The sequence below is a fragment of the Pannonibacter sp. SL95 genome (assembly GCF_026672425.1).
GTDB lineage: Bacteria > Pseudomonadota > Alphaproteobacteria > Rhizobiales > Stappiaceae > Pannonibacter.
Window position 1 is genome coordinate 1,899,087 of sequence record NZ_JAPPRC010000003.1, and the last position, 25,665, is coordinate 1,924,751.

Sequence of the window (25,665 nt, forward strand, 5' to 3'; positions counted from 1 at the left end):
TCCCGGCTCAAGGCCGGGACGGCGTGGGAGATGGGCTGGACGGCGTTGGGGGACGTTGGCTGGTTGGGCGGATGGACGCTTATTTGACCGCCTTGACGCCTTCCAGGATCAGCGTTGTGGCGAGATCGGCATAGTCTTCGCGGGAAACCGGGCCGCCGGGGCGGAACCACATGTAGACCCAGTTCAGCATGCCAAGCAGGGACATGGTCACCGGCTTCAGGAGCGGGCGGCCGGTGTTGAGATCCGGATTGACTGCCAGCAGGGCGTCCGAATACCGCCGCACGATCCGCCGTTCCAGCTCCTTGATCCGGTCAGCCTTGTCGGGCGGCAGCAAGGGCAGGCCCGAAAGCTGGACCTTGTGGGTGTCGTTGGCATCCCGGTAGGCTTCCAGCGTCTTGTGCACCAGCGCGCGCAGGCGCGCCTCCGGCGCCAGCGTGGTGTCATCCGCTTCGGCCAGGGTTTCGTCGAGATCCTCCAGATGCGAATGGATCACGTCGAACAGGATGTCTTCCTTGCTGGAATAATAGTGATACAGCAGCGCCTTCGACACGCCGCAGGCGCTGGCGATGGCCGACATCGACGCCCGGTCGACGCCCATCTCCGCAAACAGGCTGGCTGAGCGGTCCAGGATCGCCTTGCGTTTGTCGTCATAGTCTGCGGCGCGGGTGCGTGCCATATCCGGTTGTCCTTCACGGTGCAACGAGGCCCCGCATAGCCGCATTGCCGGGGAAGGTCAAATGCGTCCATGCGGGGACAAAGTGCGGGAGCTTCAGCCTTTCGGCCGGTTGTCGATGACGCGGCGGGCCTTGCCGGCCGAGCGCTCGACGCTGCCGGGATCGCCGACATCGATCCTTGTGCTGACGCCGATCACGCTCTTGATGTGATGCGCCAGTTCCTTGGCAGCGTGAGCGCGGGCCTCGCTGCTGGTGTGGTCCAGCGCGGCTTCGACTTTCACAGTCATGGCGTCCATGCGGCCGGAGCGCGTCAGCTCGATCTGGAAATGCGGGGCGAGGCCCTTGCATTTCAGGATCTGTTCCTCGACCTGGGTCGGGAACACGTTGACGCCGCGCAGGATGATCATGTCGTCGGAGCGGCCAGTGATCTTTTCCATCCGCCGCATGGAGCGCGCGGTGCCCGGCAGCAGGCGGGTCAGGTCGCGGGTGCGATAGCGGATGATCGGCAGGGCTTCCTTGGTGAGCGATGTGAACACCAGCTCGCCCTCGCTGCCGTCGGGCAGGACCTCGCCGGTCACCGGGTCGATGATCTCGGGATAGAAGTGATCCTCCCAGATGTGCAGCCCGTCCTTGGTCTCGACGCATTCATTGGCAACGCCCGGTCCCATCACCTCGGACAGGCCGTAGATGTCGACCGCGTGCATGTCGAAGGCCTGCTCGATTTCCTGACGCATGGCGTTGGTCCAGGGTTCGGCGCCGAAGATGCCGACGGCGAGCGAGGTCTCGCGCGGGTCGATGCCGGCGCGGCGGAACTCGTCAAGGATCGAGAGCATGTAGGACGGCGTCACCATGATGATGCGCGGCTTGAAATCCTCGATCAGCGTGATCTGGCGCTCGGTCATGCCGCCGGAAATCGGCACGACGGTGCAGCCGAGCTTTTCCGCACCGTAATGGGCGCCGAGACCGCCGGTGAAGAGGCCGTAGCCATAGGCCACATGCACGATGTCGCCGGGTCGGCCGCCAGAGGCGCGGATCGAGCGGGCAACGACGCCGGCCCAGGTGTCGATGTCCTTCTTGGTGTAGCCCACGACGGTCGGCTTGCCGGTGGTGCCGGAGGAGGCGTGGATGCGGACGATGTCCTTCTGCGGCACGGCGAACATGCCGAAGGGATAGGTGTCGCGCAGGTCCGTCTTCACCGTGAAGGGGAACTTCGACAGGTCGGCGAGGGTCTTCAGGTCGTCCGGATGCACGCCATGGGCGTCAAACTTCGCCCGGTAGAACGGGGAATTGGCATAGGCATGGGCGAGCGTCGTCTTCAGACGCGTCAGCTGCAGCGCGGAGATTTCATCGCGGGACGCGGTTTCGATCGGCTCGAGATCCCCGGGGCGCGGGCTCAGGTCTTCCATGGTGTTTCCTCCCGAAAACAGTGTTCTTGTTGGGCTGGCGGTCTGGGCTGGGTCTCAGCCGGCCAGGCCCGTATCGGTCTCCCCGGCGAGCGGCACGTGGGTGCCCTTCACCGTCCGCGAATGGCCGCGGAATTCGGCCAGGATCGCGCCGGTCTGGTTCGTGACCTGCACGTCGTAGATGCCGGAGCGGCCGGCGCGCGAGATCTCCCGGGCGGTGGCCGTCAGAACGTCGCCGGCAAAGGCCGGGGCGATGTAGGTGATCGAGCAGTGCTGGGCGACAGCGCGCTGGTTGTGGCTGTTGCAGGCAAAGGCAAAGGCCGAATCGGCCAGCGCGAAGATGAAGCCGCCGTGGCCGGTCTTGTGGCCGTTGGTCATGGCGTCGGTCAGCGTCATGCTGAGCGTGGCCTCGCCGGGGGCGATGTGGGTAAGGACCATGCCGAGGCCGGCGCTGGCGTTGTCGCCGTTCCACATGGCGGCGGCACTGGCTTCAGCCAGCTGCTGGGGCGTCAGGGAGGCCGTCATCTCAGCGCCTCCCGCTGTAGACGGGCGGACGCTTGGCGAGGAAGGCGGCAACGCCTTCCGCGTAGTCGGGGGTACGCCCTGCCTGCCGCTGCAGGTCGCGTTCCAGATCGAGCTGCGCGTCGAGGCTGTTGGTGGCCGCTGCCTGGATGGCCTGTTTGGTCAGGCCAAGGCCGACCGTCGGGCCGCTAGCCAGCGTCTCGGCCAGTGCCATCGCTTCGCCCATCAGCTGATCATCATCGCAGACCTGCCAGATCAGGCCCCAGGCCAGCGCCGTCTCGGCCGGCAGCGGCTGGCCGGTGAGCGCCAGGCCCTTGGCCCGGGCTTCGCCGAGGAGATGGGGCAGGGACCAGGTGCCGCCCGAATCGGGCACGAGGCCGATCTTGGCGAAGGCCTGAATGAACTTGGCCGAGCGGGCCGCCAGCACGATATCGCAGGCCAGCGCGATGTTGGCTCCAGCGCCTGCGGCCACGCCGTTGACGGCGCAGACGACCGGCTTTTCAAGGCTGCGGATGAGCCGGATCAGCGGGTTGTAGAAGCGTTCGATGGTCTCGCCGAGATCCGGTGCTCCGGTCATCTTGGCCGGATCGCGGTCACCCAGATCCTGGCCGGCGCAGAAGCCGCGGCCGGCACCGGTGAGCAGCACGGCCCGCACATCCGCATCGTCGCGCGCGGTCTCGAAGCCGGCGCGCAGGGCGAGGTGCTGGGCCTCGTTGAAGGAATTGAGCCGGTCGGGCCGGTTCAGCGTCAGCACCAGGACGCCGCCGCGGCGGTCCACCAGCACAGGCGTTTCGCCTGCAACATCACCTGTCATGTCGATCCTCCCTCGGACTGCCGGTCAGGATGGGTCCCCCGGCAGGCTGACGTGCCTGTGACCTTCCGGCAAGCAGGAACAGGCCGTCTGAGCGCCAAGTGCCGCAACATCTGGAATGCGACCTTGGTCGTTGAAGAAAGATGTTGCATAAACCAACCGGTCGGTCAATATAACTGAAGCGCCCGATGGCGCAGCAAGAACGGGGAGAGAGACGACAGCCTGCGGGCCCGGAGTGAGGACCGGATCCGCCCCGGTGGCTTCATGCCACGGGACGTGCTGGCCAGGGCGGCGTGCCGGTCTGATGACCGGACGAGCCGGGCAGGGGAGCAGCCCTTTCGGATCTGCCTAGACGACATTGCGATGGGAGGAAAATCATGACGTTTCTGACGAGCCTGAAGCAGGCGACGGCTGCGCTGGCGCTTATAGGTCTGGCGAGTTCGCCGGCCCTTGCCGACATCAAGATCGGCGCATCCCTGTCCCAGACCGGCCCGGCGTCTTTCCTGGGCGATCCGGAAGCCAAGACCCTGAAAATGCTGGTCGACGAGATCAACGCCAAGGGCGGCATCAAGGGCGAGAAGATCGAGCTCGTCATGTATGATGACGCGGGCGACGCCAACAACGCCCGCACCTTTGCGACCCGTCTCATTGAAGACGATGAAGTCGTGGCCGTCATCGGCGGCACCACGACCGGCACGACCATGTCGATGATCCCGGTGATGGAAGAGGCGGAAGTTCCGTTCATCTCGCTGGCCGGCGCCGTGGTGATCATCGATCCGGTAAAGAAGTGGGTTTTCAAGACCCCGCACACCGACAAGATGGCCTGCGCCAAGATCTTCGGCGACCTGAAGGCGCGCGGCCTGACCAAGATCGGCCTCATTTCCGGCACCGGCGGTTTCGAGATGTCGATGCGTGAACAGTGCCTGAAGCTGGCACCGGAGTTCGGCATGGAGATCGTGGCGGACGAAAGCTACGGCCCGAAGGACGCCGACATGACGCCGCAGCTGACCAAGATCGCTGGCGTCGCCGGGCTGCAGGCTGTCGTCAACCCGGGCTTCGGCCAGGGCCCGGCCATCGTCACCCGCAACTTCCGCCAGCTGAACATCCAGGTGCCGCTGTACCAGTCGCATGGCGTTGCTTCGAAGAGCTTCATTGAACTGGCAGGGGCTGCCGCTGAAGGCGTCCGTCTCCCGGCCGCAGCGCTGCTGGTGGCCGACAAGCTGCCGGACAATGACCCGCAGAAGCCGGTCGTCGTCGGCTACCGCGATGCCTATCAGAAGGCCACCGGTGCGCAGGTCTCCACCTTTGGCGGCCATGCCTATGACGCCTTCATGATCCTGACTGAGGCCATCGAGCGGGCAGGTTCGGCAGAGCCGGCGGCGATCCGCGACGAGATCGAGAAGACCAAGGGCTATGTTGGCACCGGCGGCATCGTCAACATGACCGCTGACGACCACATGGGCCTCGACCTGTCCGCGTTCCGCATGCTGGAAATCAAGGACGGCGACTGGACCATCGTCGAGTAATCAGGACCGCGGGGATCTGGCAAGGCCGCCGGATCCCCGGGCTCGCTTCCATCTTTCGATCCGCGTTCACCGAACCATGCGGCAGGCCCTTGTGCCTGCCCGACGGGACCGATCCATGTCCGATCTTCTGCAGTTCGTCTTTTCCGGCCTGACGGTCGGCGCAGTCTATGCGCTGGTCGCGCTCGGCTTCACCATCATCTACAACGCCTCTGACGTGGTGAACTTCTCGCAAGGCGAGTTCGTCATGCTGGGCGGCATGTCGACCGTGTTCCTGTCGGCTGCCGGCGTGCCGCTGCCGGCCGCTGCCATCCTGGCCGTGGTGATCACCGCGCTGGTTGGCGTGGCGCTGAACAAGTTCGCCATCGAGCCGGCGCGCAACGCCTCCGTTGTGACGATCATCATCATCACCATCGGCGCATCGATCTTCCTGCGCGGTGTGGCCCAGATCGTCTTCGACAAGCAGCTGCACCGCTTCGAGAGCTTCTCCGGCGACGTGCCCATCGAGATCCTGGGGGCGACGATCCTGCCGCAGAGCGTCTGGGTGATCTTCGGCGCCGCGGTGATCTTCACCGGTCTCTATCTCTTCTTCACCCGCACCCTGACGGGCAAGGCGGTGCTGGCGACTGCCAACAACCGGCTGGCAGCGCGGCTCGTCGGCATCAACACCAATTTCATCATGACGCTGAGCTTCGCCCTGTCTGCGGCCATCGGCGCTGTGGCGGGCGTGCTCGTCACGCCGATTACGCTGACGAGCTACGACATCGGCATTGCGCTGGCCCTCAAGGGTTTTGCCGCAGCCATGCTCGGCGGCATGGGCAATCCGTTCGGGGCCCTCGTCGGTGGTCTTGTCGTCGGCCTGATCGAGGCGCTGACCGCCGGCTACATCTCCTCCACCTACAAGGATGCGGCGGCCTTCATCGTCATCCTTGCGGTGCTGTTTGTCATGCCCAGTGGCCTGTTCGGCCGGGCCGCGGTCAACCGGGTCTGAGCCATGAAGAACCTGTCTCCCAAGTCGATCACGCTGCTGGCGCTGGTGGCGCTGGTGCTGGTTGCACCGCTGTTCTTTCCCTCCTCGTTCTACTACCGGGTCGGGACGCTGATGTTCATCAATGGCCTGGCCGTCACCGGCCTCGTCATCCTGATCGGCTATGCCGGCCAGATCAGCCTGGGACACGCCGGCTTCTGCGGCATCGGCGCCTATGCCTGTGCCCTTGCGCCGGTGCATCTGGGCCTGCCGCCGGTCGTCGCCATGCTGCTCGGGGCCATCATCTCCGGCGCACTGGCCTATCTGGTCGGCCGTCCGATCCTGCGGCTGAAAGGGCATTATCTGGCAGTCGCCACCCTCGGCTTCGGCATTCTCATCTTCATGGTGCTGTCGAATGAATCCTGGCTGACCGGCGGGCCGGATGGCATGCAGGTCGAGGATCTCGGCTTGCGGGACCTCCTGAAGTCGCTTGGCCTGTCCGTTCCGGCAGCGCAGGTCTGGTACTGGTTCTCCGGGCTCGTGCTGCTGCTGGGGGCACTGCTGGCGCTGAACCTGCACACCAGCTCGACGGGCCGCGCGCTCCGGGCGCTGCATGACAGCGAGATCGCCGCGCGGACGGTCGGGGTGGACGTTGCCCATTTCAAGCTGATGGCCTTCGTCATTTCCGCTGTCTATGCCTCGATCTCTGGATCGTTGCTGGCGATGATGAACAAGTTCGTCTCGCCCGACATCGCCGGCTTCCTGCATTCGGTGCAGATGGTCACGATGACGGTGCTGGGCGGTGCGGGGTCGGTGTTCGGGGCGATCACGGGCGCGTCCATCCTTACGGCCCTGCCGCAGGGCCTGACCGTGTTCCATGACTACGAGCACATCGTGCTCGGCCTCATCATGATGCTGGTGATGATCTTCCTGCGGGAAGGTCTGGTGCCGAGCCTGATCAAGCGCTTCAGCCGGAGGCAAGGATGAAACTTCTTGAGATCGAAGGCCTCGGCATCGACTTTGGCGGCGTGAAGGCCGTGGATGCGGTGAGCTTCGCAGTGGCGGAAGGCGAGATCGTCTCCGTGATTGGCCCCAATGGCGCGGGCAAGACGACGCTGTTCAACATGATCTCCGGCGTCTACCTGCCCGCTCGTGGCAGTGTACGGCTGGCAGGGGAAACCGTTACCGGCCTGCCGCCGCAGGCGCTGGCCGCGCGCGGCCTGTCCCGCACCTTCCAGAACCTGCAGGTGTTCCAGCAGATGAGCGTGCTGGACAACGTGATGGCCGGGTTCCACCTGTCGGAAGGCCGCCATCTCGTTGCCGACATGCTGGCTCTGCCATCTTCCCTGCGGCGCAACCGGGAGACGGAAGCCGCTGCGCGCAAGTTGCTGGCGCGGGTCGGGCTGGAGCGCGGCGCGGAGCTGATCGCATCGCAGCTGTCCTATGGTGCGCTGAAGCGGCTGGAAATTGCCCGGGCGCTCGCCTGCAAGCCGCGCCTCCTGCTGCTGGACGAGCCGGCCGCCGGGTGCAACGCGGTCGAGACCGAGGAAATCGATCATCTCATCGCGGCTGTGGCGAAGGAGGGCGTCGCCATCCTGCTGGTCGAGCATGACATGAAGCTGGTGATGAAGATTTCCGACCACATCGTCGTGCTCGATCACGGCGTGAAGATCACGGAAGGCAAGCCTGAGGTGGTGGCCCGTGATCCCAAGGTGATCGAGGCCTATCTTGGGGCCCATGGCGGCAAGGAGGCGGCCAATGCTCTCGGTTGAAGGACTGCGCAGCAAATACGGGCGCATCGAGGTGCTGCACGGGGTCGATCTGGAGGTGAAATCCGGCGAGATCGTCTCGGTGATCGGGGCCAATGGCGCGGGCAAGACGACGCTGTTGCGCTGCCTTTCGGGCGTGCAGCCCGCATCGGGCGGCTCTCTCATGTTCCGGGGCGACGACATCTCGAAACTGCCGGCGCACCGACGCGTCGGGCTGGGGCTCGCCCAGTCGCCGGAGGGCCGGCAGATCTTCACCAACCTGTCGGTGGAGGAAAACCTGCGGCTTGGCGCCTATCTGTTCGCCGATGCGCGCGTTGACAAGGACATGGCCGATGCCTTTGCCATGTTCCCGGTGCTGAAGGAAAAGCGCAATCTCTCGGCCGGCGGCCTGTCCGGCGGCCAGCAGCAGATGCTGGCGATTGCCCGGGCGCTGATGGCACGTCCCACCTGCGTGTTGCTGGATGAGCCCAGCATGGGGCTGGCCCCGATCCTGGTCGACCAGATCCTGGAGGTGGTGAAGTCGCTGAAGAGCCTGGATGTGACGGTGCTCCTGGTGGAGCAGAACGCTTTTGCCGCGCTCTCCATCGCCGACCGGGGCTATGTGATGGAGACCGGCCGCATCACCATGTCGGGACCGGCCGCCGAATTGATTGCAGATCCCCGCATCCGTGAGGCGTATCTGGGGATCTAGGGGATCAGGCGTTTGCACGGGACATAAAAAAGGCGCGGCAGGGATCTGCCGCGCTTTTTCTTTTGCAATGAAATCAGTTGATGCGGAGAACCACCCGGCCGTCGATTGCGCCAGCGCGCATGCGGTCAAAGATGGCGTTGATGTTCTCGAGCCGGTCTTCGGAAAAATGCGCCTTGACCTTGCCCTCGGCCGCAAAGGCGAGGCTTTCGGTCAGGTCATTGCGCGTGCCGACGATGGAGCCGCGAATGGTCTTGGCGTTGAGCACCGTGTCGAAGATCGGCAGCGGGAAGTCTCCGGGCGGCAGGCCGACGAGGCTCATGGTGCCGCGCCGGGCCAACATGCCGAAGCCCTGTGCAAAGGACTTGGTCGAGACGGCTGTGACCAGCACGCCCTCGGCCCCGCCCAGTTTCTGCATCTCGGCAATCGGGTCCGTGGTCAGGGCGTTGATGGTGTGGTCGGCACCCAGATTGCGGGCAAGGGTCAGCTTGTCCTCGTGGATGTCGACGGCGACCACATGCAGGCCCATGGCCTTGGCATATTGCACGGCCATGTGGCCAAGCCCGCCGATGCCAATGATGGCGACGGTCTCGCCCGGGCGCGTGTCGGTTTCTTTCAGGCCCTTGTAGACGGTCACGCCGGCGCAGAGCACGGGCGCAGCGGGCGCGAAATCGAGCCCGGCCGGCAGATGCCCGACATAGCCGGGGTCAGCCAGCACATACTCGGCAAAGCCGCCGTTGACGCTGTAGCCGGTGTTCTGCTGCTCGTTGCAGAGGGTTTCCCAGCCGCCGACGCAGTGCTTGCAATGGCCGCAGGCGGAGTGCAGCCAAGGCATGCCGACCCGGTCGCCTTCCTTGATGCCCTTCACGCCGGCCCCGACCTCGCAGACGATGCCGACGCCTTCATGGCCGGGAATGAAGGGAGGATTGGGTTTCACCGGCCAGTCGCCGTCGGCGGCGTGAAGGTCGGTGTGGCAGACGCCGCTGGCCATCACCTTGACGACGATCTTGCCGGGCACAGCGACGGGACGGGCGACCTCGCAGACATCAAGCGGGGCGCCGAAGGCCCGCACGACGGCGGCCTTCATGGTCACCGGATTGGGTGTCGCTGACATTTGTCTTTCTTCCTTGGATCGAGGAAAGAGCGTGTCCTTTGGACCTGCTGTTGTGCGCAAGGCCGGACAACCAGAACGCTAGCTTGAGCGTCCGGCTCTAGCCTTGCGCCAGATCAAGTCCCTGTCCGATCTTCACGCCACAGCGATGCCGATGCGGCCTGGCAGCGTTGGCGACAGGCTGGATGGCCGGCCCATCGCAACCGCTCATTCCGCGGCAACGGTCTGTGGGGTATCATTGACCCACCGCCGCGCATGCTGCTGACGCATCTGGTTGAAGATGTTGATCCGCTGAATGTCGCTGGTGCCCCCGGCAATGCGCATGCCGACAGCATCGCGCAGATGACGGCTCAGGTCATTGTTCATGTAGCCCAGATGGCCATGCAGCTGCACAAGGTGCTCGGCTGCTTCAAGCAGTTTCTCGCCAGCCAGGAACTTGCCGACCGAACAGACGATGGAGGCATCCTCGCTGCCGGCAGAGAGCTTCTCAAGGCCCGCATAGGTCAGCAGGCGGCAGACGACCGAGGCGATCTTCATGTCGGAAATCCGCCCTTGCACATACTGGTAGTCTGCCAGTGGCCGGTTGAAGGCCATGCGTGCTTCAACTCGCGCCATGGCCTTGGCAATCATGTTCTCGATCAGACCGGCTGCCATGATGCCATAGAGTGCCCGTTCGAAGGCGATGATGCGATAGAGGGCACTCAGGCCATCACCGGGCTTGCCGACGATGTTGATCGGATCAAGCCTTGCCCCGTCGAAGCGGATGTTGGCGGTGGGGCTCGTCCTGATCCCGAGATTGTCCTCGGTCTTGCCGATCGTGATGCCCTCCTGATCCAGATCAACGAAGAAAAGCGTGATATCCCGCTTGGCGCCAAGGGAGGGGATGCGGCCGGCAATCATGCCGAGGGCCGCAATCGGCGCGTTGGTGATATGAACTTTTTCGCCATCAAGCCGCCAACCGGATCCATCCGGCGTCGCGGCTACCCGCATGCGGGCGAGGTCCGAGCCGCCGGTCGCCTCCGTCATGGCGGTGACCCCGACATCGCCGCGCATGATCGGTTCGAGCCAGCGGGCCTGCTGGGCCGGAGTGCCGTCCTCAAGGATGATGCGAAGGGACCCGATGTGCCCAAGCATCGTGACCAGAAACCCGAGGTCTTCGGCCGTGGTCGCAACGCCCTCCATGGCCGCGGCACAGTCGGCCCAGGTGCCACCCAGTCCGCCAAGTGCCACGGGAACGGGGATGCGCCAGAGCCCGGCGTCGGCGAGACGCTGCCAGGTGCCACGATCAAAACTGCCGGCGGCGTCGTGCTGACTGGCGCTAGCTGCTGCATGGCGACCGAGCTCTGCGAACCGGTCGAACATCATCTGCTGCTGCGTGCTGAACTCGAACCGCATGGCCTGTCCCTTCCTTTGCGGAGTTGCGGCGGGGGCCGGTTGGAAAGCTCCCGATCCGATGGCCATGACGGTGTCGCAATCTCATCAGAGATAGAAATGAGTTCTCCTTCGCCTCTGCATAAGCCGCGTCAATGCCGGTTGGGCGCGGCTTGTTCCGGCCGGGGCATCGGCACATGGGCGACCTCGCCCGTTGTCAGTTCGACCTCGAACGCGCGCAACAGGTGTGACGACAGCCGCAGCACCGTTGGCGTTGCCTGTGAGCTGACCTGTACAAGCAATTCCGAATTCCGCAGCTCCGGCAGGCCGTCGTCAGGCCCGAGGGGGATCATCGTGTCCGGAATTGCGCGGGTCGGCAGGACGCCAATGGCCTGTTCGGCGAGGATTGCCGTCTTCAGCGTCGAGAAATTTGCCGAACAGTAGGCGATATGCCATCGCTTGCCGACCGCATCGAGCGCATCAAGCGCGTTGCGCCGCACGCCGCACCCTTCGGGAAACAGGGCCAAGGGAAGCGGATTGTCGTCAGCCAGCCGTGCCTGCGGTGCGCAGACCCAACTGAGCCGCTCCTCGAGCAGGCTGAGCCCGGCAATGCCAGCGTCCCGGGTCATGAAGGCAAGATCGAGGTGGCCGGTGTCAACAAGTGACCCGAGCCTTGTCGAGAGGTCGGTGATGATCTGCATCTCGATCTTTTCGTTTCGACGGGCCAGTTCGGCGATTACCTTCGGAAGAAGCACATCCGCGTAATCATCCGGCATGCCGATCCGCATGACCGTCGGCTGGGAACCTGACTGGATCTCCTGAACCAGGGCGTCGTTCAGCCTGAGGATCTCGGCAGCGTATGACCGGACCAGCTCGCCGGTCTTGGTGAGGCGGATGTCCTTGCCACTGCCCCGGTCGAAAATCCGCTCCCCGACGATCTGCTCGAGGCGTTTGATCTGAAGACTGATCGCGGATTGTGTCCGGTGCAGTTTCTCACCGGCCGATGTGAAGTTCCTCAGGTCCGCAACGACGAGCAGCGTGCGCAGCAGGTCTACGTCGACATTTACCAGGCCCATTTTCGATCCCCGATGACGGCCGCTTATCGCAGCGATGAATCGAACTCATTTCCGTTCCCCCGAACAGCGGCGCAACAATGGTGCAACCTAAAGGGTGCAATTGATCGGATGTTACAATTCAGGATGGATTGATGCAAGCCGTTGCCGCAGCGGAACAGCGTTACAGGGAGATGCGAGATGAAACCGAGCTTTCGAGTGTTGTCGACCGGGATCTGCCTTCCCGATCTGATCGTTTCCAACGAAGACATCCAGCAAAGGTACAATCCGGCCATTGATCCGGACTGGGTGGCGGACACCCTTGGGATCCGGCACCGCCATATCGCCCGTGACGGGATCCAGACCTCCGACCTGGCTGCCGCAGCTGTTGCATCGTCGCTTGATGAGGCGGGTGTCGATGCGGGAAGTGTCGATCTTCTCATCCTTGCCACGGCAAGTCCGGATCGCCGGGCACCGGCGACGGCCTGCTTTGCCCAGCAGAAGTCGGGTCTTGCCAATGCCGTGGCATTTGATGTGTCGGCTGTCTGTTCCGGTTTCCTGTTTGGGCTCACGGCTGCGGCCGCGATGCTGGCCGCAGGGCCGTTCAAGCGCGCGATGGTGGTCGGAGCTGACGTGTTTTCGCGCGCCACCGACTGGCAGCGCAGGGACTGTGTGTTCTTCGGAGACGGCGCGGGAGCCGTGCTGATCGAGGCGGCACCGGCCGGGCGGAATGCGGGGTTCGATGCCGAGTTGTTCACGGATGGACGGGATCGGGAGGCGTTCACGATCAAGGGCCAGACCGACCGGTTCGAAATGGACGGCCCCGGCGTCTACAGGGCCGCCTCCGAAGCCGTGCCGGCCTGCATCGGGCGTGTGCTCAGCCGGAATGGTCTTGAGCCGAGCGATGTCGACGTGGTCGTTCCGCACCAGCCCTCGCGCAGCCTGCTGGCGGATATCGCGAAACGGTCCGGGATCCCCTTCGACCGCTTCCAGCTGACCATGGACCGCTATGCCAACACCGTTGGTGCGACCATCCCGATCGCCCTGCACGAGGCGATCCGCCAGAACCGGCTGTCACGCGGGGACCGGGTGCTTTTTGCCGCCGCCGGGGCCGGATTTACCGCCGGTGCTGCCATCCACCATTGGAACTGAGGGAGGAAGTCATGACGCTATTGATGCCCATGGTCGGAGCAACCTATCCGGTTGCCCAGACTGCCAGCGGTCCCTTCATCCGGGATGCGCATGGCCGTGAATGGATTGACGGATCATCCGGTGCAATTGCCTGTTCGATCGGACACGGTCACCCGCATGTCATCGATGCGGTCCGGCGGCAAATGGAAACGGCGAGCTTCCTGTACCGCACCCAGTTCGCCAATGCGCCCGCCTTGCAGTTGGCGGACCGGCTTTGCGCAAAGCTTGGCTATGCGGCGGCGTTCTTCGTCAACAGCGGTTCGGAAGCTGTCGAGACAGCCATTCGCCTGGCGCAGCAGTTTTGGCGGGAGACGGGCCAGCCGTCCAAGACGCGCATTCTGAGCCGCAAGATCTCCTACCACGGGTCCACGACGGGCGCACTGGCGCTGTCCGGCCATTGGCCGCGCCGCCGGGCCGGGGGCGCCTTGCCTGGTGAACCGACCCTGCCAACGCCGTATCCGCTGCGGGCCGGTCCCGGTCAGGACGCAGAAGGGCATGGCCTTGCCTGCGCGCAGGCCGTCGAGGACGAGATTCTCCGCCTTGGAGCAAGCAATGTCGCAGCTGTTATCCTTGAACCCATCGTGGGCGCATCGGGCGGCGCAATCGTTCCCCCGGCTGGCTATCTGTCGGCCATGCGTGCCATCTGTGACCGGCACGATGTCCTTCTGATTGGAGATGAGGTCCTGACCGGCCTCGGACGGACAGGGCGCTGGCTTGGCATGGACCATGGCAGCGTGAAAGCGGACATCGTGTGCCTTGGAAAGGGCCTCAATGCCGGGTACCTGGCCATTTCAGGCATTCTTGCCAATGCGCGCATTGCAGGTGTTCTGACCTCGAAGCGGGCAAGCTTCGCGCTTGGACAGACCCACTCGAACCATCCGGTTGCCGCGGCCGCAGCCAATGCCGTCCTTGACGTGCTGGAGGACGAGGGGCTGGTCCCGAGGGCGGCAACGATGGGGGCCTATCTCGGCGAGCGGTTGCGCGACATGGCCGAGGACTTGCCCTACGTCGCAGAGGTGCGGGGCCAAGGTATGCTGTGGGGGCTGGAACTGGTGCGTGATGACATCAGTTTTGATCCCTGGCCGGCCGAGACCCGGCTGGCGGATGCTGTTGTGCGCAGCGCCTTCGCCGAGGATCTCATCGTCTATCCGGTGTCCGGCCTCATAGCGGGCTCGCGGGGGGATGCCATCCTCGTTGCTCCTCCGTTCAACACCCCGAAGGCGGTTCTCGACACGTTGGTCGACCGACTTGCGCGCGCACTTGCGAACGCGATGTCCGGCCTGCAGCAGACCCATTCCGCAGAGGAGGTTTACCATGTCGTTCGTGCCGCTTAAGTCGCGCAACAAAGGCGTTCTCGTCCATCAGGTGCAAGACAGCGATCTGGCAACGAACTGGCGCAACGATGTCCCGGTCCTGGCAACCCCCGTGCTGTTGTGGCTCGGGGAACTGGCCGCGATGCGTGCGATCGAGGGCACGTTGCAGGCCGGCCAGATGACGCTTGGCTACGGCCATGACATGCGCCACCTCGCCCCGACGCCAAAGGGCTGGAACGTGACGCTCGAAGCGGAGCTGATCCGCATCGAGGACAAGATCCTCACGTTCTCAATCGAGGCGAGGGACGGCGAGGGGGTCATTGCATCGGGAACACACACCCGGGCCATCGTTGACAAGGGGCGTTTTCTGGCCCGCTTCGAAGCCAAGCGAGACCGCCATGACCCCTTTGCCTAGACCCTGGACCGTGACTGCCAGCGTTTCCGGCGGCCCCACCTTTAGCGTGCCGCAAGCCTATGTGGTGCTTGCCGCAGGCGGGATCTGCCTGGGTCTGGCGCCTGTTGTGGTCAAAGCCTTGCCGCTTCCGGCCGATGTCTCGGCGTTCTACCGGGTGGCAATGGCTGCTCCGATCTTCACCGCCCTGATGCTGGTGACGGAGGCGGGTGGGGGTGGTGCCTCTCAGGTGCACGGCCAGCCGCGGCAAGCGGCTGGCCGGCCGGCCCTCTGGCTTTACGCGCTGGCGGCAGGCCTTTTTGCGGCGGATCTGTTGGCGATGCATGCCGCAATCCGTCTGACCAACGCGTCCGTTGCGACCCTTTTCACGAACTGCGCGCCGTTCTTCATCGGTGTGTTCGGATTGCTTGGACTGTCTGACCGCCCTGGAGCCAATTTCTGGTGGTCGCTGCCGGTTGCCCTGTCGGGAACTGTGCTTCTGGTCGGGCTATCGGTGGTCTCGGGAGGGGGCAGTGTTGCCGGTGATGCGATCGCCTTGCTCGCAGGCCTTCTTTACGGCGCGTATCTGGTAACCGTCCGCCGCCTCAAGCAGGCAGGCGCATCGACCTTGCAGATCATGGTGGCCGTTACGGCCGGAAGCACGGTCTGCCTCGCGCCGACACTGCTGTGGCAGGAGCAGATCGTGCCACCCGATGCCCGCAGCATCGGCTTGCTTGTGGTGCTGGTGCTGGTCGGGCAGGTGCTGGGGCAGGGGCTGGTGACGGTTGCGCTGAAGACGCTGCCTGTGACCTCAAGCTCGATTGTCCTTCTGATCCAGCCGATTGTGGCCGCGCCGCTTGCCTATCTGCTGCTCGGGGAAGCGCTCTCGCCGGCGCAGATCCTCGGCATCGCCCTTGTCCTTGCGTCCATCTGGATTGCCACGCGCCCGCCCCGCCGGAGCGTCTGAGCGACGCCTGCCTGTGACCTCATGTCCTTATCAACCTGCACCGAAGGAGCTTTCCCATGCCGAAGCTGATTATTGCCAATGTTGACAGCGAGCATCAGGTCGCTGACGTGTCCGGGTACTCCCGGCATGAGCAATCGGAGATCATTCTGTGCAACCAGCGGATGATGTGGTTGGCAGATCCTGGCGACGTGCTGGTTCTGCCATCCGAGCCGACGGAACAGCTCAAGGCCTACTGGGCTGAACTGAACGGCTGCCGCGCGGAAGATCTCACGGTGTTGACGCCGAAAACGGGCGCTCCCCTTGCTTTCCTGCGGCAGGATATCCTGTTCGCGCCGGATTTCATCGCATCCTGCCGGAAGGTTGTTGCCGCACTGCCAGAAGGTCGCAAGCCAAGCAGTGTCCTCGCCTATTTTCCCGACAACTATGTCGCCGAGTTCGCTCAGGCCATCGGGGTCGACCTCGAGGACGCTTTCTTCCGGGAGGGCGGCGCGACCCTGCTGAACGAGAAGACGACGTTCCGGAAGCTCGCAGCCGGACTTGGTGTATCGCTGCCGGAGGGACGGGTCTGCGAAAACGAGACCGATCTCAAACGGGCAATGCGGCACTTTGTGTCCCAGGGGGCCGACTTCATCGTCAAGCTCAACCGTCACTCCGGCGGTTTTGGGAACCTGATCGTTCATGGACCTCGCAGCGGTGGAAAGACGCTGGGCTCATCGACCGTGCTGCGCTATGGCAACGCACAGGATGCAGAGGCGATCCTTGAGACTGTCGCAAGCCGCATCCATGAGCCCGCTGTTGTCGAAAGATATGTCGACACAGACCATGTGCTCTACAGCGAATATCTGATCGACGCGCAAGGGCGGTGTTTTCTGCTCAATGATGGCACCATGAACATGGAGCCGCTCTGGGTTGGATTTGAGATCCCCGGAGACTACGCAACCCATCACCGCATCCGGTTTCTTGATGAAAGTGCCCGCCTTGTGCGGCTTGCCGCCCAGATGGGACATCGCGGGCGCATGAACGTCGACGGCCTCGTGGCAGAGGGGCAGATATTCGTCAATGAATTCAACGGTCGCTGCGGGGGATGCAGCCATGTCTTCGAGATCGCCAAGCGACTGTTCGGGACGCAGGTTTTGCATTCGAAGCACATCAAGACCTACAATCGGGGCAAGATCGAGGAGGGCTGTGATCTGTTCGCGGTCCTGTCGGACGCAGGACTTCTGCTTCGGCCGGGGATGGCAACGGGCGCGATCCCGCTGACCATCGAGCCGGCGCTGGACCAGGCATTCGAGTACATGGTGATTGCCGACTGTCTGGTGGAGGCGCGGCGCATCAGCGACGCGGTCCTGTCCCTGACCGCCCCCAGGAGGCTCGCCGCCTGACGGGAGACCGTTTGCGCCTGCCTGAAGGACACGTGGAGGCACAGTGGAATGGGAAAAGAACCATCTGATCTGTCAGCTCTGACGCCAGCGCTCTGGCGGCTGATCGGACTGCAGGGGCTTATGAACGCCTCGCATTTCATGGCCATGCCTCTGCTTGCCCTGCATTGCGCAACGACACTTGGCATGTCACCGACGGATGTCGGCGCGGTGCTCGCGCTGTACTTCCTTGCAGCACGCGTCACGCCGGTGGTGGTCGCGCCACTGGCGGACCGGTTCGGCCTGTGGCCGGCTGTGGTTGGCGGACTGGTGCTTCGCGGTCTGGGCTTTCTGGGCCTTGCCTTTGCGCCAAGCGCAACCGGGGCAATGGTTTTCTCGGTCGCACTCGGGCTCGGGACCTCAGTCTACGAGGCCGGCGCCTACGGCATCATCGGCGCGCAGCCGGCCGAGCGGCGCGACCGGCTGATTGTCGTGAATGCACAGGCGCTCAACCTGGGGTGTGTCGCCGGTCCGCTCGCCGGGGCCGGGCTTGCGGTCCTTGATTTATCGCTGCCGCTGGTTCTGAGTGGTCTGCTGTTCATCGCTCTTGCTGGCGCGGCCGCGCTGGAGCGGGCTCAGGAACTTCGCAGTTATGCGCGGCAGGATGTGGCCGGGAGCTACCGGACGGTTTTTGGTGATCGTGCCTTCCTCGTCCTGTGCCTGGCGCTTATGCCCTGGTGGGCACTGTTTGCGCAGCTGTTCGCGGCCTTTCCGCTTGAGGCGACCCTGCGCGGCGGTTCTGCGGGCTGGGCCGGTTCCGTGCTGGTGGTCAATGGCGCGCTTGGATTTCTGATCCTGTTTGCAGTCCCGCCCCTGATGCGCTTTACGGGGGTGCTCGGACTGCTGGTGTTGTCGCTGGCCGTTGGCGGAGCTGCCATGGCACTGGTTGGGGTGATCCCGGGTCTGATTGCGTTGCTGGTTCTGGTCGGCTTGTTCACCTGCGCGGAAATTGCCGTTCTGGCCGGATCGGAAATCCTGGTCGGCCGTCATGCGGACGGGCGTGCGGTTGCGACCTATTTCGCGCTGTTCAACATGTCCTGGGGGTTTGGCGGGGCGTTGGGAGGGGCGATGGGGCCGCTGGTTGCCTCCGGAGCCAACTCCGGTACCGGATGGATGCTGCTTGGCGTTGGATGCGGGGCGGCAAGTTTGCTCGGGTTGGCCATCTATGGTCATCTCACCCGGCGAGCTCCTCCCGCCGCCGAGGCGCCGGCAGGTTAAGAGCTTGACAGTCCGGGGCTGGTCGGAAACCTTACCCGATCATTTTTGCCCTTCGTGCCCGAGACTGGAGCCTGTTGCCGTGACCCATGCCGCCGCCGAGAACCGGACGAAATCCTGGGCCGAAGTTGCCCCGCGCCTTGTCGCGGTTGCGGCGGGCCGGGCGGCGGCAGATCTGGTGATCCGCGGGGGGCGGCTCGTCAATGTGCAGAGCCGCGAGATCCTCGACGGCTGGCAGGTGGCGATTGCCGAGGGGCGCTTTGCCTATGTCGGGCCGGACGCCTCGCATTGCATCGGTGAAGGGACAAAGATCGTCGAGGCGGAGGGGCGCTACCTGATCCCCGGCCTGTGTGACGGCCACATGCACATCGAGAGCGGCATGCTGACACCGGCAGAATTCGCCGCCGCCGTCGCCCCGCATGGCACGACGACGATCTTCCACGACCCGCACGAGATTGCCAACGTGCTGGGGCTGGCGGGCGTGCGCATGATGCATGACGAGGCCCTGCTGCAGCCGATCAACATCTACACCCAGATGCCCTCCTGCGCGCCCTCGGCTCCGGGGCTCGAGACGACCGGCTTTGCCGTGTCGGCTGCGGATGTGGCCGAGGCAATGGCCTGGCCCGGCATCATCGGCCTCGGCGAGATGATGAATTATCCCGGCGTCATCCACGGCGATCCCCAGATGCTGGCCGAGATGGCCGCGACCATGGCAGCAGGCAAGACGGTTGGCGGCCACTACGCCAGCCCGGACCGGGGCATCCCGTTCCATGCCTATGTCGCCGGCGGCCCGGCCGATGACCATGAGGGCACGGCGGAGAGCGATGCGGTGGCTCGCGTGCGCCAGGGCATGCGCTCGATGATGCGGCTGGGCTCGGCCTGGTATGACGTGGAAAGCCAGATCACGGCGGTGACGCGGAAGGGTCTCGATCCGCGCAATTTCATCCTGTGCACCGACGACTGCCATTCCGGCACGCTGGTGAACGAGGGCCACATGAACCGGGTGGTCCGCCATGCGATTGCCTGCGGCTGCGACCCGGTGATCGCGCTGCAGATGGCGACGATCAACACGGCGACGCATTTCGGGCTGGAGCGGGAGCTGGGCTCCATCGCGCCGGGCCGCCGCGCCGACGTGATCCTGACCTCGAGCCTCACCGAGCTGCCGATCGAGGCGGTCTACGCGCGGGGTCAGCTGGTGGCCGAACACGGCGAAATGCTCGTTGCCTGCCCGCATTACGACTGGCCGCAGTCCGCACGCGAAACGGTGCGCCTCGGCAAGGTGCTGGCCGCGTCCGACTTTGCCATCGCCGCGCCCAAGGGCGCCAATGCGGTCAAGGCCAAGGTGATCGGCGTGGTCGAGAACCAGGCGCCGACCAAGGCGCTGACGGCGGAGCTGCCCGTGATCGGCGGGCTGGTGGAGGGTGAGAACGGTGTCTGCCAGATCGCGCTGGTCGAGCGGCATCAGGCGACCGGCAAGGTGGTGAACGGCTTCGTCTCCGGCTTCGGCTACCAGGGCGACATGGCCATTGCCTCGACCGTTGCCCATGACAGCCACCACATGATCGTCGTCGGCACCAGCCGCGAGATGATGGCCAAGGCGGCCAATCGTCTTGGTGAGGTCGGCGGCGGCATCACGGTGTGGAAGGACGGCAAGGAGCTGGCGCTGGTGGAGCTGCCGATTGCGGGACTGATGTCGGACCGTCCTGCCATGGAGGTGGCGGCTAAGGCGGCGGCGATGGTGGAGGCGATGGCGGTCTGCGGCTGCAAGCTCAACAACGCCTACATGCAGCATTCGCTGCTGGCGCTGGTGGTGATCCCGGAGCTCAGGATTTCCGATCTGGGACTGGTCGATGTGACCCGCTTTGAACTGACGGAGCTGTTCGAGCCGACGGCCTGAGCGGTTAGCAAGGGGAAAGCGGAGGTCAGAACAGGCTCTGGAGGCGCCGGATCACGAATTTCAGGTTCGAGAAGGCGATGGCCGTGACGAACTGGAACCAGCTGATCCGGCCGTCCCGGTAGAGCCCGCGAAAGACCGAGAGCTTGCCCTTCTCCATCTTCACCACGGCGGCGCTGAGGCCGGGGGTGGCCTCATGACCGCCGACGATGCCGGAGAGCGGCACATCGAGAAGCATGAACGTCTGCTCGTCCGAGAGGATCTGGCACCAGAGCTTGAAGTCCTCGCAGTAGCGCATGTCCTCGGGAAAGCGGTAGTCGGGCGTGTTGCGCAGGATCACCGAGGAGGTGATGATGCGGCTGCGATAGAGAAGGCTGCCGAGCGTCATCGGGACTGGCTGCAGCGCGGCCAGACGCGCGTTGGTTTGCAAATCCTGCACCGGGGCGAGGTCGACCTTGCGGGCGTGCGAGGAGCCGAAACAGCCAGTGCCCAGCATCACCTGCATCTGAGCTTCGAGCTTGCGCGGATGCCAGACATCATCCGAATCAAGGAAGGCGACATAGTCGCCGGCGGCCATGGACCAGCCGGCATTACGGGCCGGACTGGGGCCGCCGTTCTGTGCCATCCGGTGCAGGACAATGCGCGGGGCATCTGGCCTCTCAGCAGCCAGCCGGGCGGCATAGCGGGTGATCACCGCGACCGTGTCATCCTTGCTGCAATCATCGATGCAAAGCACCTCGAATGCAGCAAGCGTCTGATTGACAATGGAATCCAGGGCAGCCGTGATTGTTGCAGCGCAATTGTAGCAGGGGATGATGACGCTGACCCTGCCGTGCCCGTTGGTGCTCAAGCCGCCCGTTCCCCGTGTCTGATCGCATACCGCATGCCGGCCAGGAAGAGGAGGCACATGACCGCCTCTGCACACACCATGGCCATGGCGGCTGCGCTCGCCCCATCGCTTGTCGCAGCGTTCGGGATCAATACCATACAGAGCGCGATATCGACAAACAGGGTGATCAGCACAATCCAGAGGCGCAACTTGATGAAGCGGCCGACGAAGAGCACCGAGCCGAAACACAGGCTGAGCGAGCGCAGCGGGATCGACCACATCAGGATCAGTAGCGCGCCGGCGAGCGGGGCGGAGCCGGCGCCAAAGAAAAATCGCGCGATGAGATCGGCGCTGAGCCAGAGCACGGCGATTCCCAGCGCAGATGTGACCAGAACCAGACCAGCCGAGAGCCGCAGCACCTGTTTCAGCCGCGGCAGATCCTGATGGTACCAGCGGTGGATGCGCGGCACGAGGATCTTCTCGAAGGCCATGTTGGGCAGCAGCAGGAAGGCATTCATGACCATGAAGGCGATGGCGTAATAGGCTGCATCGGCGTCGGACCCGAGATATTTGACCAGCACGACGTTGAGCTGGGTGTAGACGAGATAGGCAAAGCCGCCGAGACCGAAGGGCATCGAGGCGCGGACCACATCGGCGAGACGTGCCTTGAGCGGTGCGAACGACGCGGTCGACGGGCGCTCGCCGTGCCCCTTCAGCGCGAGTTGACCTGAGAGCCGGCGGCGCATGAGTGCAAAGCCGACAACAAGGATCGCTGCGGCGGCGAGGAAGAAGGCCGCAAGCGCACTGTGAAGGTCGGCGGCAAACACCGGCAGCAGCAGCAAAAGGGCGAGCAGTCCGATGCGGATCGCATGGGGCAGCACCTGCCACAGCGCAAAAGCCGAATAGTTTTCCTCCAGCTGGAACAGGACGCCCACCAGTTCCATCACGATCTGGCTGAGGACGAAGATCAGCAGCACAAGGATGACCAGCGTCGTGGTGCTGTCATGGGGGCCGTACAGCGCCCAGACGGCGAGGGCGGCGAGCACCAGCCCGGCTGACAGGCGGACATAAGTCAGCGATGCGCCCAGCCAGCGCTCGGCCCCCCAGCCTTCCTTGCCGAAGACGGACAGCCAGAAGCTGCCGATGCCGAAACAGGCGAGCGGCGCCATGATCGTGACCAGGCTGAGGCCGGCGGAAAACCGGCCAAAGTCATCCGGGCCGAGGCTTCGCGCCAGAAGCGTCTGGGTGAGGAAGGCAAGCAGGGCCGCCCCGCCGGAGGCCGCGCCCAGTTTAAGGAAGGGAGCCAGCTTGCCAAGGAGGAGATTGATGCTGCGGCTGTTCTGGGGAGTAGACACGGGACTGCAGCCTTCGCCAGCCTGACCTTGTTTTCCGCAGCTCCAGCTGCTTCAGGAGATCAAGGCTATCGAAAAATGCTTAAATCTTCCCGACACAGCTGGCTGGCAGGCCGGCGGATTATTTGATTCCGGCGCGCATGAAGCTCTGGACGAACTGGCGCTGGAACAGGAGAAAGGCGATCAGAAGCGGGCCGGAGGTCATCAGGGTCGCGGCATTGATCGTTGCCCATTCGACGCCGGAATCGATGGCAGAGAAGACGCTGAGGCCAACGGTTACCGGACGGGTCTCGACCGAATTGGTGATGATCAGCGGCCAGAGGAAGTTGTTCCAGTGGTGGGACACGGAGACGAGGCCGAAAGCCAGGTAGGTCGGCTTGGCGAGGGGCACGTACACCCGCCACAGCAGGCCGAGCACGCCGACGCCCTCGATCCTTGCGGCATCATCCAGCTCGCGCGGGATGGTCATGAAGGTCTGGCGCAGCAGGAAAATGCCAAAACCGGACGCGATGTAGGGCAGGGCGATGGCGGTGATCGTGTCGACGAGGCCCAGGTGCCCCATTGTCTTGTAATTCTCGACGATGAGGATGTCCGGCATCACCAGAAGCTGCAGCAACACCAGGCTGAACAGGATCGAGCGCCCGGGAAAGGCGAAACGGGCGAAGGCATAGGCGGCGAGCGTGCACAGGATCAACTGGCCAGTCAGGATCAGGGTGACAAGCACGAAGGTGTTGAGGAAGTACCGGGCAAACGGGGCTGCACTCCAGGCCTTGGCAAAGTTCTCCAGGGTCAGGGGGGCAAACAGGTCGAACCGGGCCTCGTAGGCCGAGGGATGGAACGCCGTCCAGATGGCATAGAGAAGTGGCAGCGCCCACACCACCGCCAGCGTCCAGGCGCCGACTGTGTTGAGGAACCGGTCCAGATCGAAGCCCGCTCTTGTCATTTGTAGTGGATCCGGCGGTCGAGGAAGAAAAACTGGCCGATGGCGAGGAGTGCCATCATGAAGAGAAGTGCAACGGTCAGCGTCGCCCCGTACCCGGTCTCCCAGTATTCGAAAGCGGTCTCGTAGATGTAGAACAGCAGCACGGTCGAGGCGTAATCCGGTCCGCCATCTGTGAGGAGGAAGATGTGGTCGATCAGGCGGAAGGAATTGATCACCGCATTGATCGACACGAACAGCGTGGTTGGCATCAGCAGCGGGAAGGTGATGCGCCAGAAGATCGTCCAGCGTGAGGCCCCTTCGATCAGAGCCGCCTCGCGCAGCGACACCGGAATTGACTGCAGCGCGGCCAGATAGAAGATCATGAAGAAGCCTGCTTCCTTCCAGACCGTGACGACAATGACCGCATTGAGCGCCGAGGCCGGGCTGCCAAGCAGATTGCTTTGCGGCCAGCCGAACAGGGCGCCAGTGATCTGATCGAACAGACCGAAGCCGGGCGTGTAGAAAAACAGCCAGATGTTGGCGACGGCAATCAGAGGCAGCACTGTCGGGGTGAAATACGCCATGCGGACGAAGGAGCGGCCGGATAGCCTGTCGTTCACCCAGAGCGCCATCACCAGGGCGATGGCGACCGATGTCGGGATGGTTCCAAGAGCAAACCACAGATTGTTGCCGAGTACCTTCCAGAACACCGGATCGGCGAGCATCTTCTCGTAATTTTCAACGCCAATGAAACGGGATGGGCGCCGGCCGCGCGGGGTCGAGAAAAAGCTGTGCCAGATCGTGGCGATGGCCGGGATGTGGGTGAAGGCGAACAGGAACACCATGGCCGGCAGCACGAGCAGCCAGCCGTGGATCCATTCGCGGGTCTGAAGCAAGCGCGCTGTCACCCTGTCATCCTGTCCTGATCGGTCGATCGAGATTGGTGTTGCGTGAAGTGGCGGCGGGGCTGTGGCCCCGCCGCCTGTGTGATCAGCGGTAGTCTGCGAGGACGGCGTCGGCCTGGGCCTGTGCTTCCTTCAGAGCGGTCGCGACATCCTTCTGGCCAGTGATGGCAGCGGCCAGGGCGTCGTTGAGGAAGCCGGTGACGCGCTGGTTCTGGTAGGTCGCCAGTTCAGCCACCGCGTGGGCGAGCTGGTCGCGGGCAACCGTCACAGCCGGGAAGTCGGCGGCATAGGCCTGCATGGCGGCGGTTTCCCAGGCATCGGCACGCGGGGCGACGTAGCCGGTAGCAATCGTCCACTTTGCAGCCTGCTCCGGAGCCGAAATCCACTTCACGAAATCAACCGCGGCGGCCAGCTGCTCGTCGGAAGAGCCCTTGAAGAGGTAGAAGTTGCCGCCGCCGGTCGGTGCGCCGCGACGCTTGTTGGCCGGCAGCATGGCGACGCCGAACTCGAACGGGGCGTTCTTGCGGACGTTGGTCAGGTTGCCGGTGGTGGTCCACATGATGGCAGCCTGGCGTTCGAAGAAGGCCTTCGGCGTTGCGCCCCATTCAACGATACCCGGCTCCATCACGCCATGCTTGGTCGACAGGTCGACGAGATACTGGGCCGCTTCGATGACCTTCGGGTCGTCGAAGTTGGTCTTGTTGCCATCGCTGTTGGCGAGGATGACGTCGTTCGGGGTGGTCAGGCCCTGGAACAGCCAGTAGGGGAAACCGGAGGTCGGAATGCGCACACCCCACTGGGTGACGTTGCCGTTGGCGTCCTTCTTGGTCAGCTTCTGGCCGAAGGAGACCAGCTCTTCCCAGGTCGCCGGAGCAACTTCCGGATCCAGGCCGGCTTCCTTGAAGGCTTCCTTGTTCCAGTACATCACAGGCGTGGAGCGCTGGAAGGGGATGCCGTAGGTCTTGCCGCCGGTCTGGCTGTTTTCCATGAAGGCGGGATAGAAGCCGTTCAGCCATGCCTTGTCGGCGTCGGTCTTGATGTAGTCGTCGAAGGGAACGATCAGTTCCTCGTCGATCAGGGTGAACATGTCGGCAGACAGGGCCACCGACAGCTGCGGGGCATTGCCACCACGCGAGGCGGTGATCACCTTGGTGATGGTGTCCTGGTACGAGCCGGCATAGACGGCATCGATCTTCACGCCCGGATTGGCGGCGACATACTCATTGGTGAGGCCCTGGATCACCTCGGCGGCGCCACCACCCACAGCGACCGGAAAGTAGAACTGCAGTTCGACGGCCTGTGCCGAAGCCCAGGTGCTCATCGTGAGTGCCGCAGCGGCGACGGCTTTCAGAAGCGAAGTCTTGAACATGGCTGCCT

General features: G+C 64.1%; 24 protein-coding genes. 12 read left to right on the forward strand and 12 right to left on the reverse strand.

Going from position 1 to position 25,665, the window contains the following annotated elements; translation table 11 throughout:
* Positions 1-79: 79 nt before the first annotated feature.
* The 4 genes from OVA12_RS09615 to paaG form a co-directional block, all read right to left on the reverse strand.
* Positions 80-676, reverse strand: coding sequence for a TetR/AcrR family transcriptional regulator (locus OVA12_RS09615; RefSeq protein WP_268136669.1), 597 nt, complete (start codon positions 674-676; stop codon positions 80-82).
* A gap of 93 nt (positions 677-769) precedes the next feature.
* Positions 770-2,080 carry a phenylacetate--CoA ligase PaaK gene (gene paaK / locus OVA12_RS09620; protein WP_268136671.1) on the reverse strand — a complete coding sequence of 437 codons (1,311 nt, stop codon included), beginning with the start codon at positions 2,078-2,080 and terminating at the stop codon, positions 770-772.
* A 54-nt stretch (positions 2,081-2,134) separates the two neighbouring features.
* The gene (gene paaI, locus OVA12_RS09625; RefSeq protein WP_268136673.1) at positions 2,135-2,602 is read right to left on the reverse strand and encodes a hydroxyphenylacetyl-CoA thioesterase PaaI; all 468 of its coding nucleotides are present in this window, start codon (positions 2,600-2,602) and stop codon (positions 2,135-2,137) included.
* A gap of 1 nt (position 2,603) precedes the next feature.
* Positions 2,604-3,413, reverse strand: a complete 810-nt coding sequence (gene paaG / locus OVA12_RS09630; RefSeq protein WP_268136675.1) for a 2-(1,2-epoxy-1,2-dihydrophenyl)acetyl-CoA isomerase PaaG — start codon at positions 3,411-3,413, stop codon at positions 2,604-2,606.
* Positions 3,414-3,787: 374 nt separating this feature from the next.
* Here paaG and OVA12_RS09635 point away from each other — a divergent pair, with 374 nt between their 5' ends.
* The 5 genes from OVA12_RS09635 to OVA12_RS09655 all read left to right on the forward strand — a co-directional run bounded on the left by OVA12_RS09635 (position 3,788) and on the right by OVA12_RS09655 (position 8,360).
* Positions 3,788-4,936, forward strand: coding sequence for an ABC transporter substrate-binding protein (locus OVA12_RS09635; protein ID WP_268136677.1), 1,149 nt, complete (start codon positions 3,788-3,790; stop codon positions 4,934-4,936).
* 115 nt (positions 4,937-5,051) lie between these two features.
* A complete protein-coding gene (locus tag OVA12_RS09640; protein WP_106753240.1) occupies positions 5,052-5,924 on the forward strand; it encodes a branched-chain amino acid ABC transporter permease in 873 nt (290 codons plus the stop codon).
* A gap of 3 nt (positions 5,925-5,927) precedes the next feature.
* Positions 5,928-6,887: a branched-chain amino acid ABC transporter permease gene (locus tag OVA12_RS09645; protein WP_268136680.1), complete on the forward strand. Its 960-nt coding sequence runs from the start codon at positions 5,928-5,930 to the stop codon at positions 6,885-6,887.
* Entirely contained in the window at positions 6,884-7,672 is a 789-nt protein-coding gene (locus OVA12_RS09650) for an ABC transporter ATP-binding protein (protein ID WP_268136682.1), read from the forward strand. The genes OVA12_RS09645 and OVA12_RS09650 overlap by 4 nt, the downstream gene beginning before the upstream one ends.
* Positions 7,659-8,360, forward strand: a complete 702-nt coding sequence (locus OVA12_RS09655; RefSeq protein WP_106753237.1) for an ABC transporter ATP-binding protein — start codon at positions 7,659-7,661, stop codon at positions 8,358-8,360. Before OVA12_RS09650 ends, OVA12_RS09655 begins: the two co-directional genes overlap by 14 nt.
* Before the next feature lie 73 nt (positions 8,361-8,433).
* On the opposite strand, the gene OVA12_RS09660 is transcribed toward OVA12_RS09655, so the two are convergent.
* From OVA12_RS09660 to OVA12_RS09670, 3 genes are all read right to left on the reverse strand, one after another.
* On the reverse strand, positions 8,434-9,471 hold the full coding sequence (locus OVA12_RS09660) for a zinc-dependent alcohol dehydrogenase (RefSeq protein ID WP_268136684.1): 1,038 nt from the start codon (positions 9,469-9,471) through the stop codon (positions 8,434-8,436).
* 204 nt (positions 9,472-9,675) lie between these two features.
* Positions 9,676-10,863, reverse strand: a complete 1,188-nt coding sequence (locus OVA12_RS09665; RefSeq protein WP_268136686.1) for an acyl-CoA dehydrogenase family protein — start codon at positions 10,861-10,863, stop codon at positions 9,676-9,678.
* Between the two features lie 128 nt (positions 10,864-10,991).
* Positions 10,992-11,915 (reverse strand): LysR substrate-binding domain-containing protein, encoded by a 924-nt coding sequence (locus OVA12_RS09670; RefSeq protein ID WP_268136688.1) that lies wholly within the window; start codon positions 11,913-11,915, stop codon positions 10,992-10,994.
* 177 nt (positions 11,916-12,092) lie between these two features.
* Here OVA12_RS09670 and OVA12_RS09675 point away from each other — a divergent pair, with 177 nt between their 5' ends.
* The 7 genes from OVA12_RS09675 to OVA12_RS09705 all read left to right on the forward strand — a co-directional run bounded on the left by OVA12_RS09675 (position 12,093) and on the right by OVA12_RS09705 (position 20,283).
* On the forward strand, positions 12,093-13,043 hold the full coding sequence (locus OVA12_RS09675) for a 3-oxoacyl-ACP synthase III family protein (RefSeq protein ID WP_268136690.1): 951 nt from the start codon (positions 12,093-12,095) through the stop codon (positions 13,041-13,043).
* 11 nt (positions 13,044-13,054) lie between these two features.
* A complete protein-coding gene (locus OVA12_RS09680) occupies positions 13,055-14,416 on the forward strand; it encodes an aminotransferase family protein (protein WP_268136692.1) in 1,362 nt (453 codons plus the stop codon).
* The gene (locus tag OVA12_RS09685; RefSeq protein WP_106754985.1) at positions 14,397-14,810 is read left to right on the forward strand and encodes a thioesterase family protein; all 414 of its coding nucleotides are present in this window, start codon (positions 14,397-14,399) and stop codon (positions 14,808-14,810) included. The genes OVA12_RS09680 and OVA12_RS09685 overlap by 20 nt, the downstream gene beginning before the upstream one ends.
* Positions 14,794-15,753: a DMT family transporter gene (locus tag OVA12_RS09690; protein WP_268136694.1), complete on the forward strand. Its 960-nt coding sequence runs from the start codon at positions 14,794-14,796 to the stop codon at positions 15,751-15,753. The genes OVA12_RS09685 and OVA12_RS09690 overlap by 17 nt, the downstream gene beginning before the upstream one ends.
* A gap of 56 nt (positions 15,754-15,809) precedes the next feature.
* A complete protein-coding gene (locus OVA12_RS09695; RefSeq protein ID WP_268136696.1) occupies positions 15,810-17,135 on the forward strand; it encodes a hypothetical protein in 1,326 nt (441 codons plus the stop codon).
* Between the two features lie 48 nt (positions 17,136-17,183).
* A complete protein-coding gene (locus tag OVA12_RS09700) occupies positions 17,184-18,389 on the forward strand; it encodes an MFS transporter (protein WP_268136698.1) in 1,206 nt (401 codons plus the stop codon).
* Between the two features lie 79 nt (positions 18,390-18,468).
* A complete protein-coding gene (locus OVA12_RS09705; RefSeq protein WP_268136700.1) occupies positions 18,469-20,283 on the forward strand; it encodes an adenine deaminase in 1,815 nt (604 codons plus the stop codon).
* A 25-nt stretch (positions 20,284-20,308) separates the two neighbouring features.
* On the opposite strand, the gene OVA12_RS09710 is transcribed toward OVA12_RS09705, so the two are convergent.
* The 5 genes from OVA12_RS09710 to OVA12_RS09730 all read right to left on the reverse strand — a co-directional run bounded on the left by OVA12_RS09710 (position 20,309) and on the right by OVA12_RS09730 (position 25,657).
* A complete protein-coding gene (locus OVA12_RS09710) occupies positions 20,309-21,130 on the reverse strand; it encodes a glycosyltransferase family 2 protein (protein ID WP_268136702.1) in 822 nt (273 codons plus the stop codon).
* Positions 21,127-22,464, reverse strand: coding sequence for an oligosaccharide flippase family protein (locus OVA12_RS09715; protein WP_268136704.1), 1,338 nt, complete (start codon positions 22,462-22,464; stop codon positions 21,127-21,129). Before OVA12_RS09715 ends, OVA12_RS09710 begins: the two co-directional genes overlap by 4 nt.
* A gap of 118 nt (positions 22,465-22,582) precedes the next feature.
* On the reverse strand, positions 22,583-23,404 hold the full coding sequence (locus tag OVA12_RS09720) for a carbohydrate ABC transporter permease (RefSeq protein ID WP_268136706.1): 822 nt from the start codon (positions 23,402-23,404) through the stop codon (positions 22,583-22,585).
* Positions 23,401-24,228: a carbohydrate ABC transporter permease gene (locus OVA12_RS09725; protein ID WP_268137083.1), complete on the reverse strand. Its 828-nt coding sequence runs from the start codon at positions 24,226-24,228 to the stop codon at positions 23,401-23,403. The genes OVA12_RS09720 and OVA12_RS09725 overlap by 4 nt, the downstream gene beginning before the upstream one ends.
* Positions 24,229-24,373: 145 nt before the next feature.
* On the reverse strand, positions 24,374-25,657 hold the full coding sequence (locus tag OVA12_RS09730) for an ABC transporter substrate-binding protein (RefSeq protein ID WP_268136708.1): 1,284 nt from the start codon (positions 25,655-25,657) through the stop codon (positions 24,374-24,376).
* Positions 25,658-25,665 lie beyond the last annotated feature (8 nt).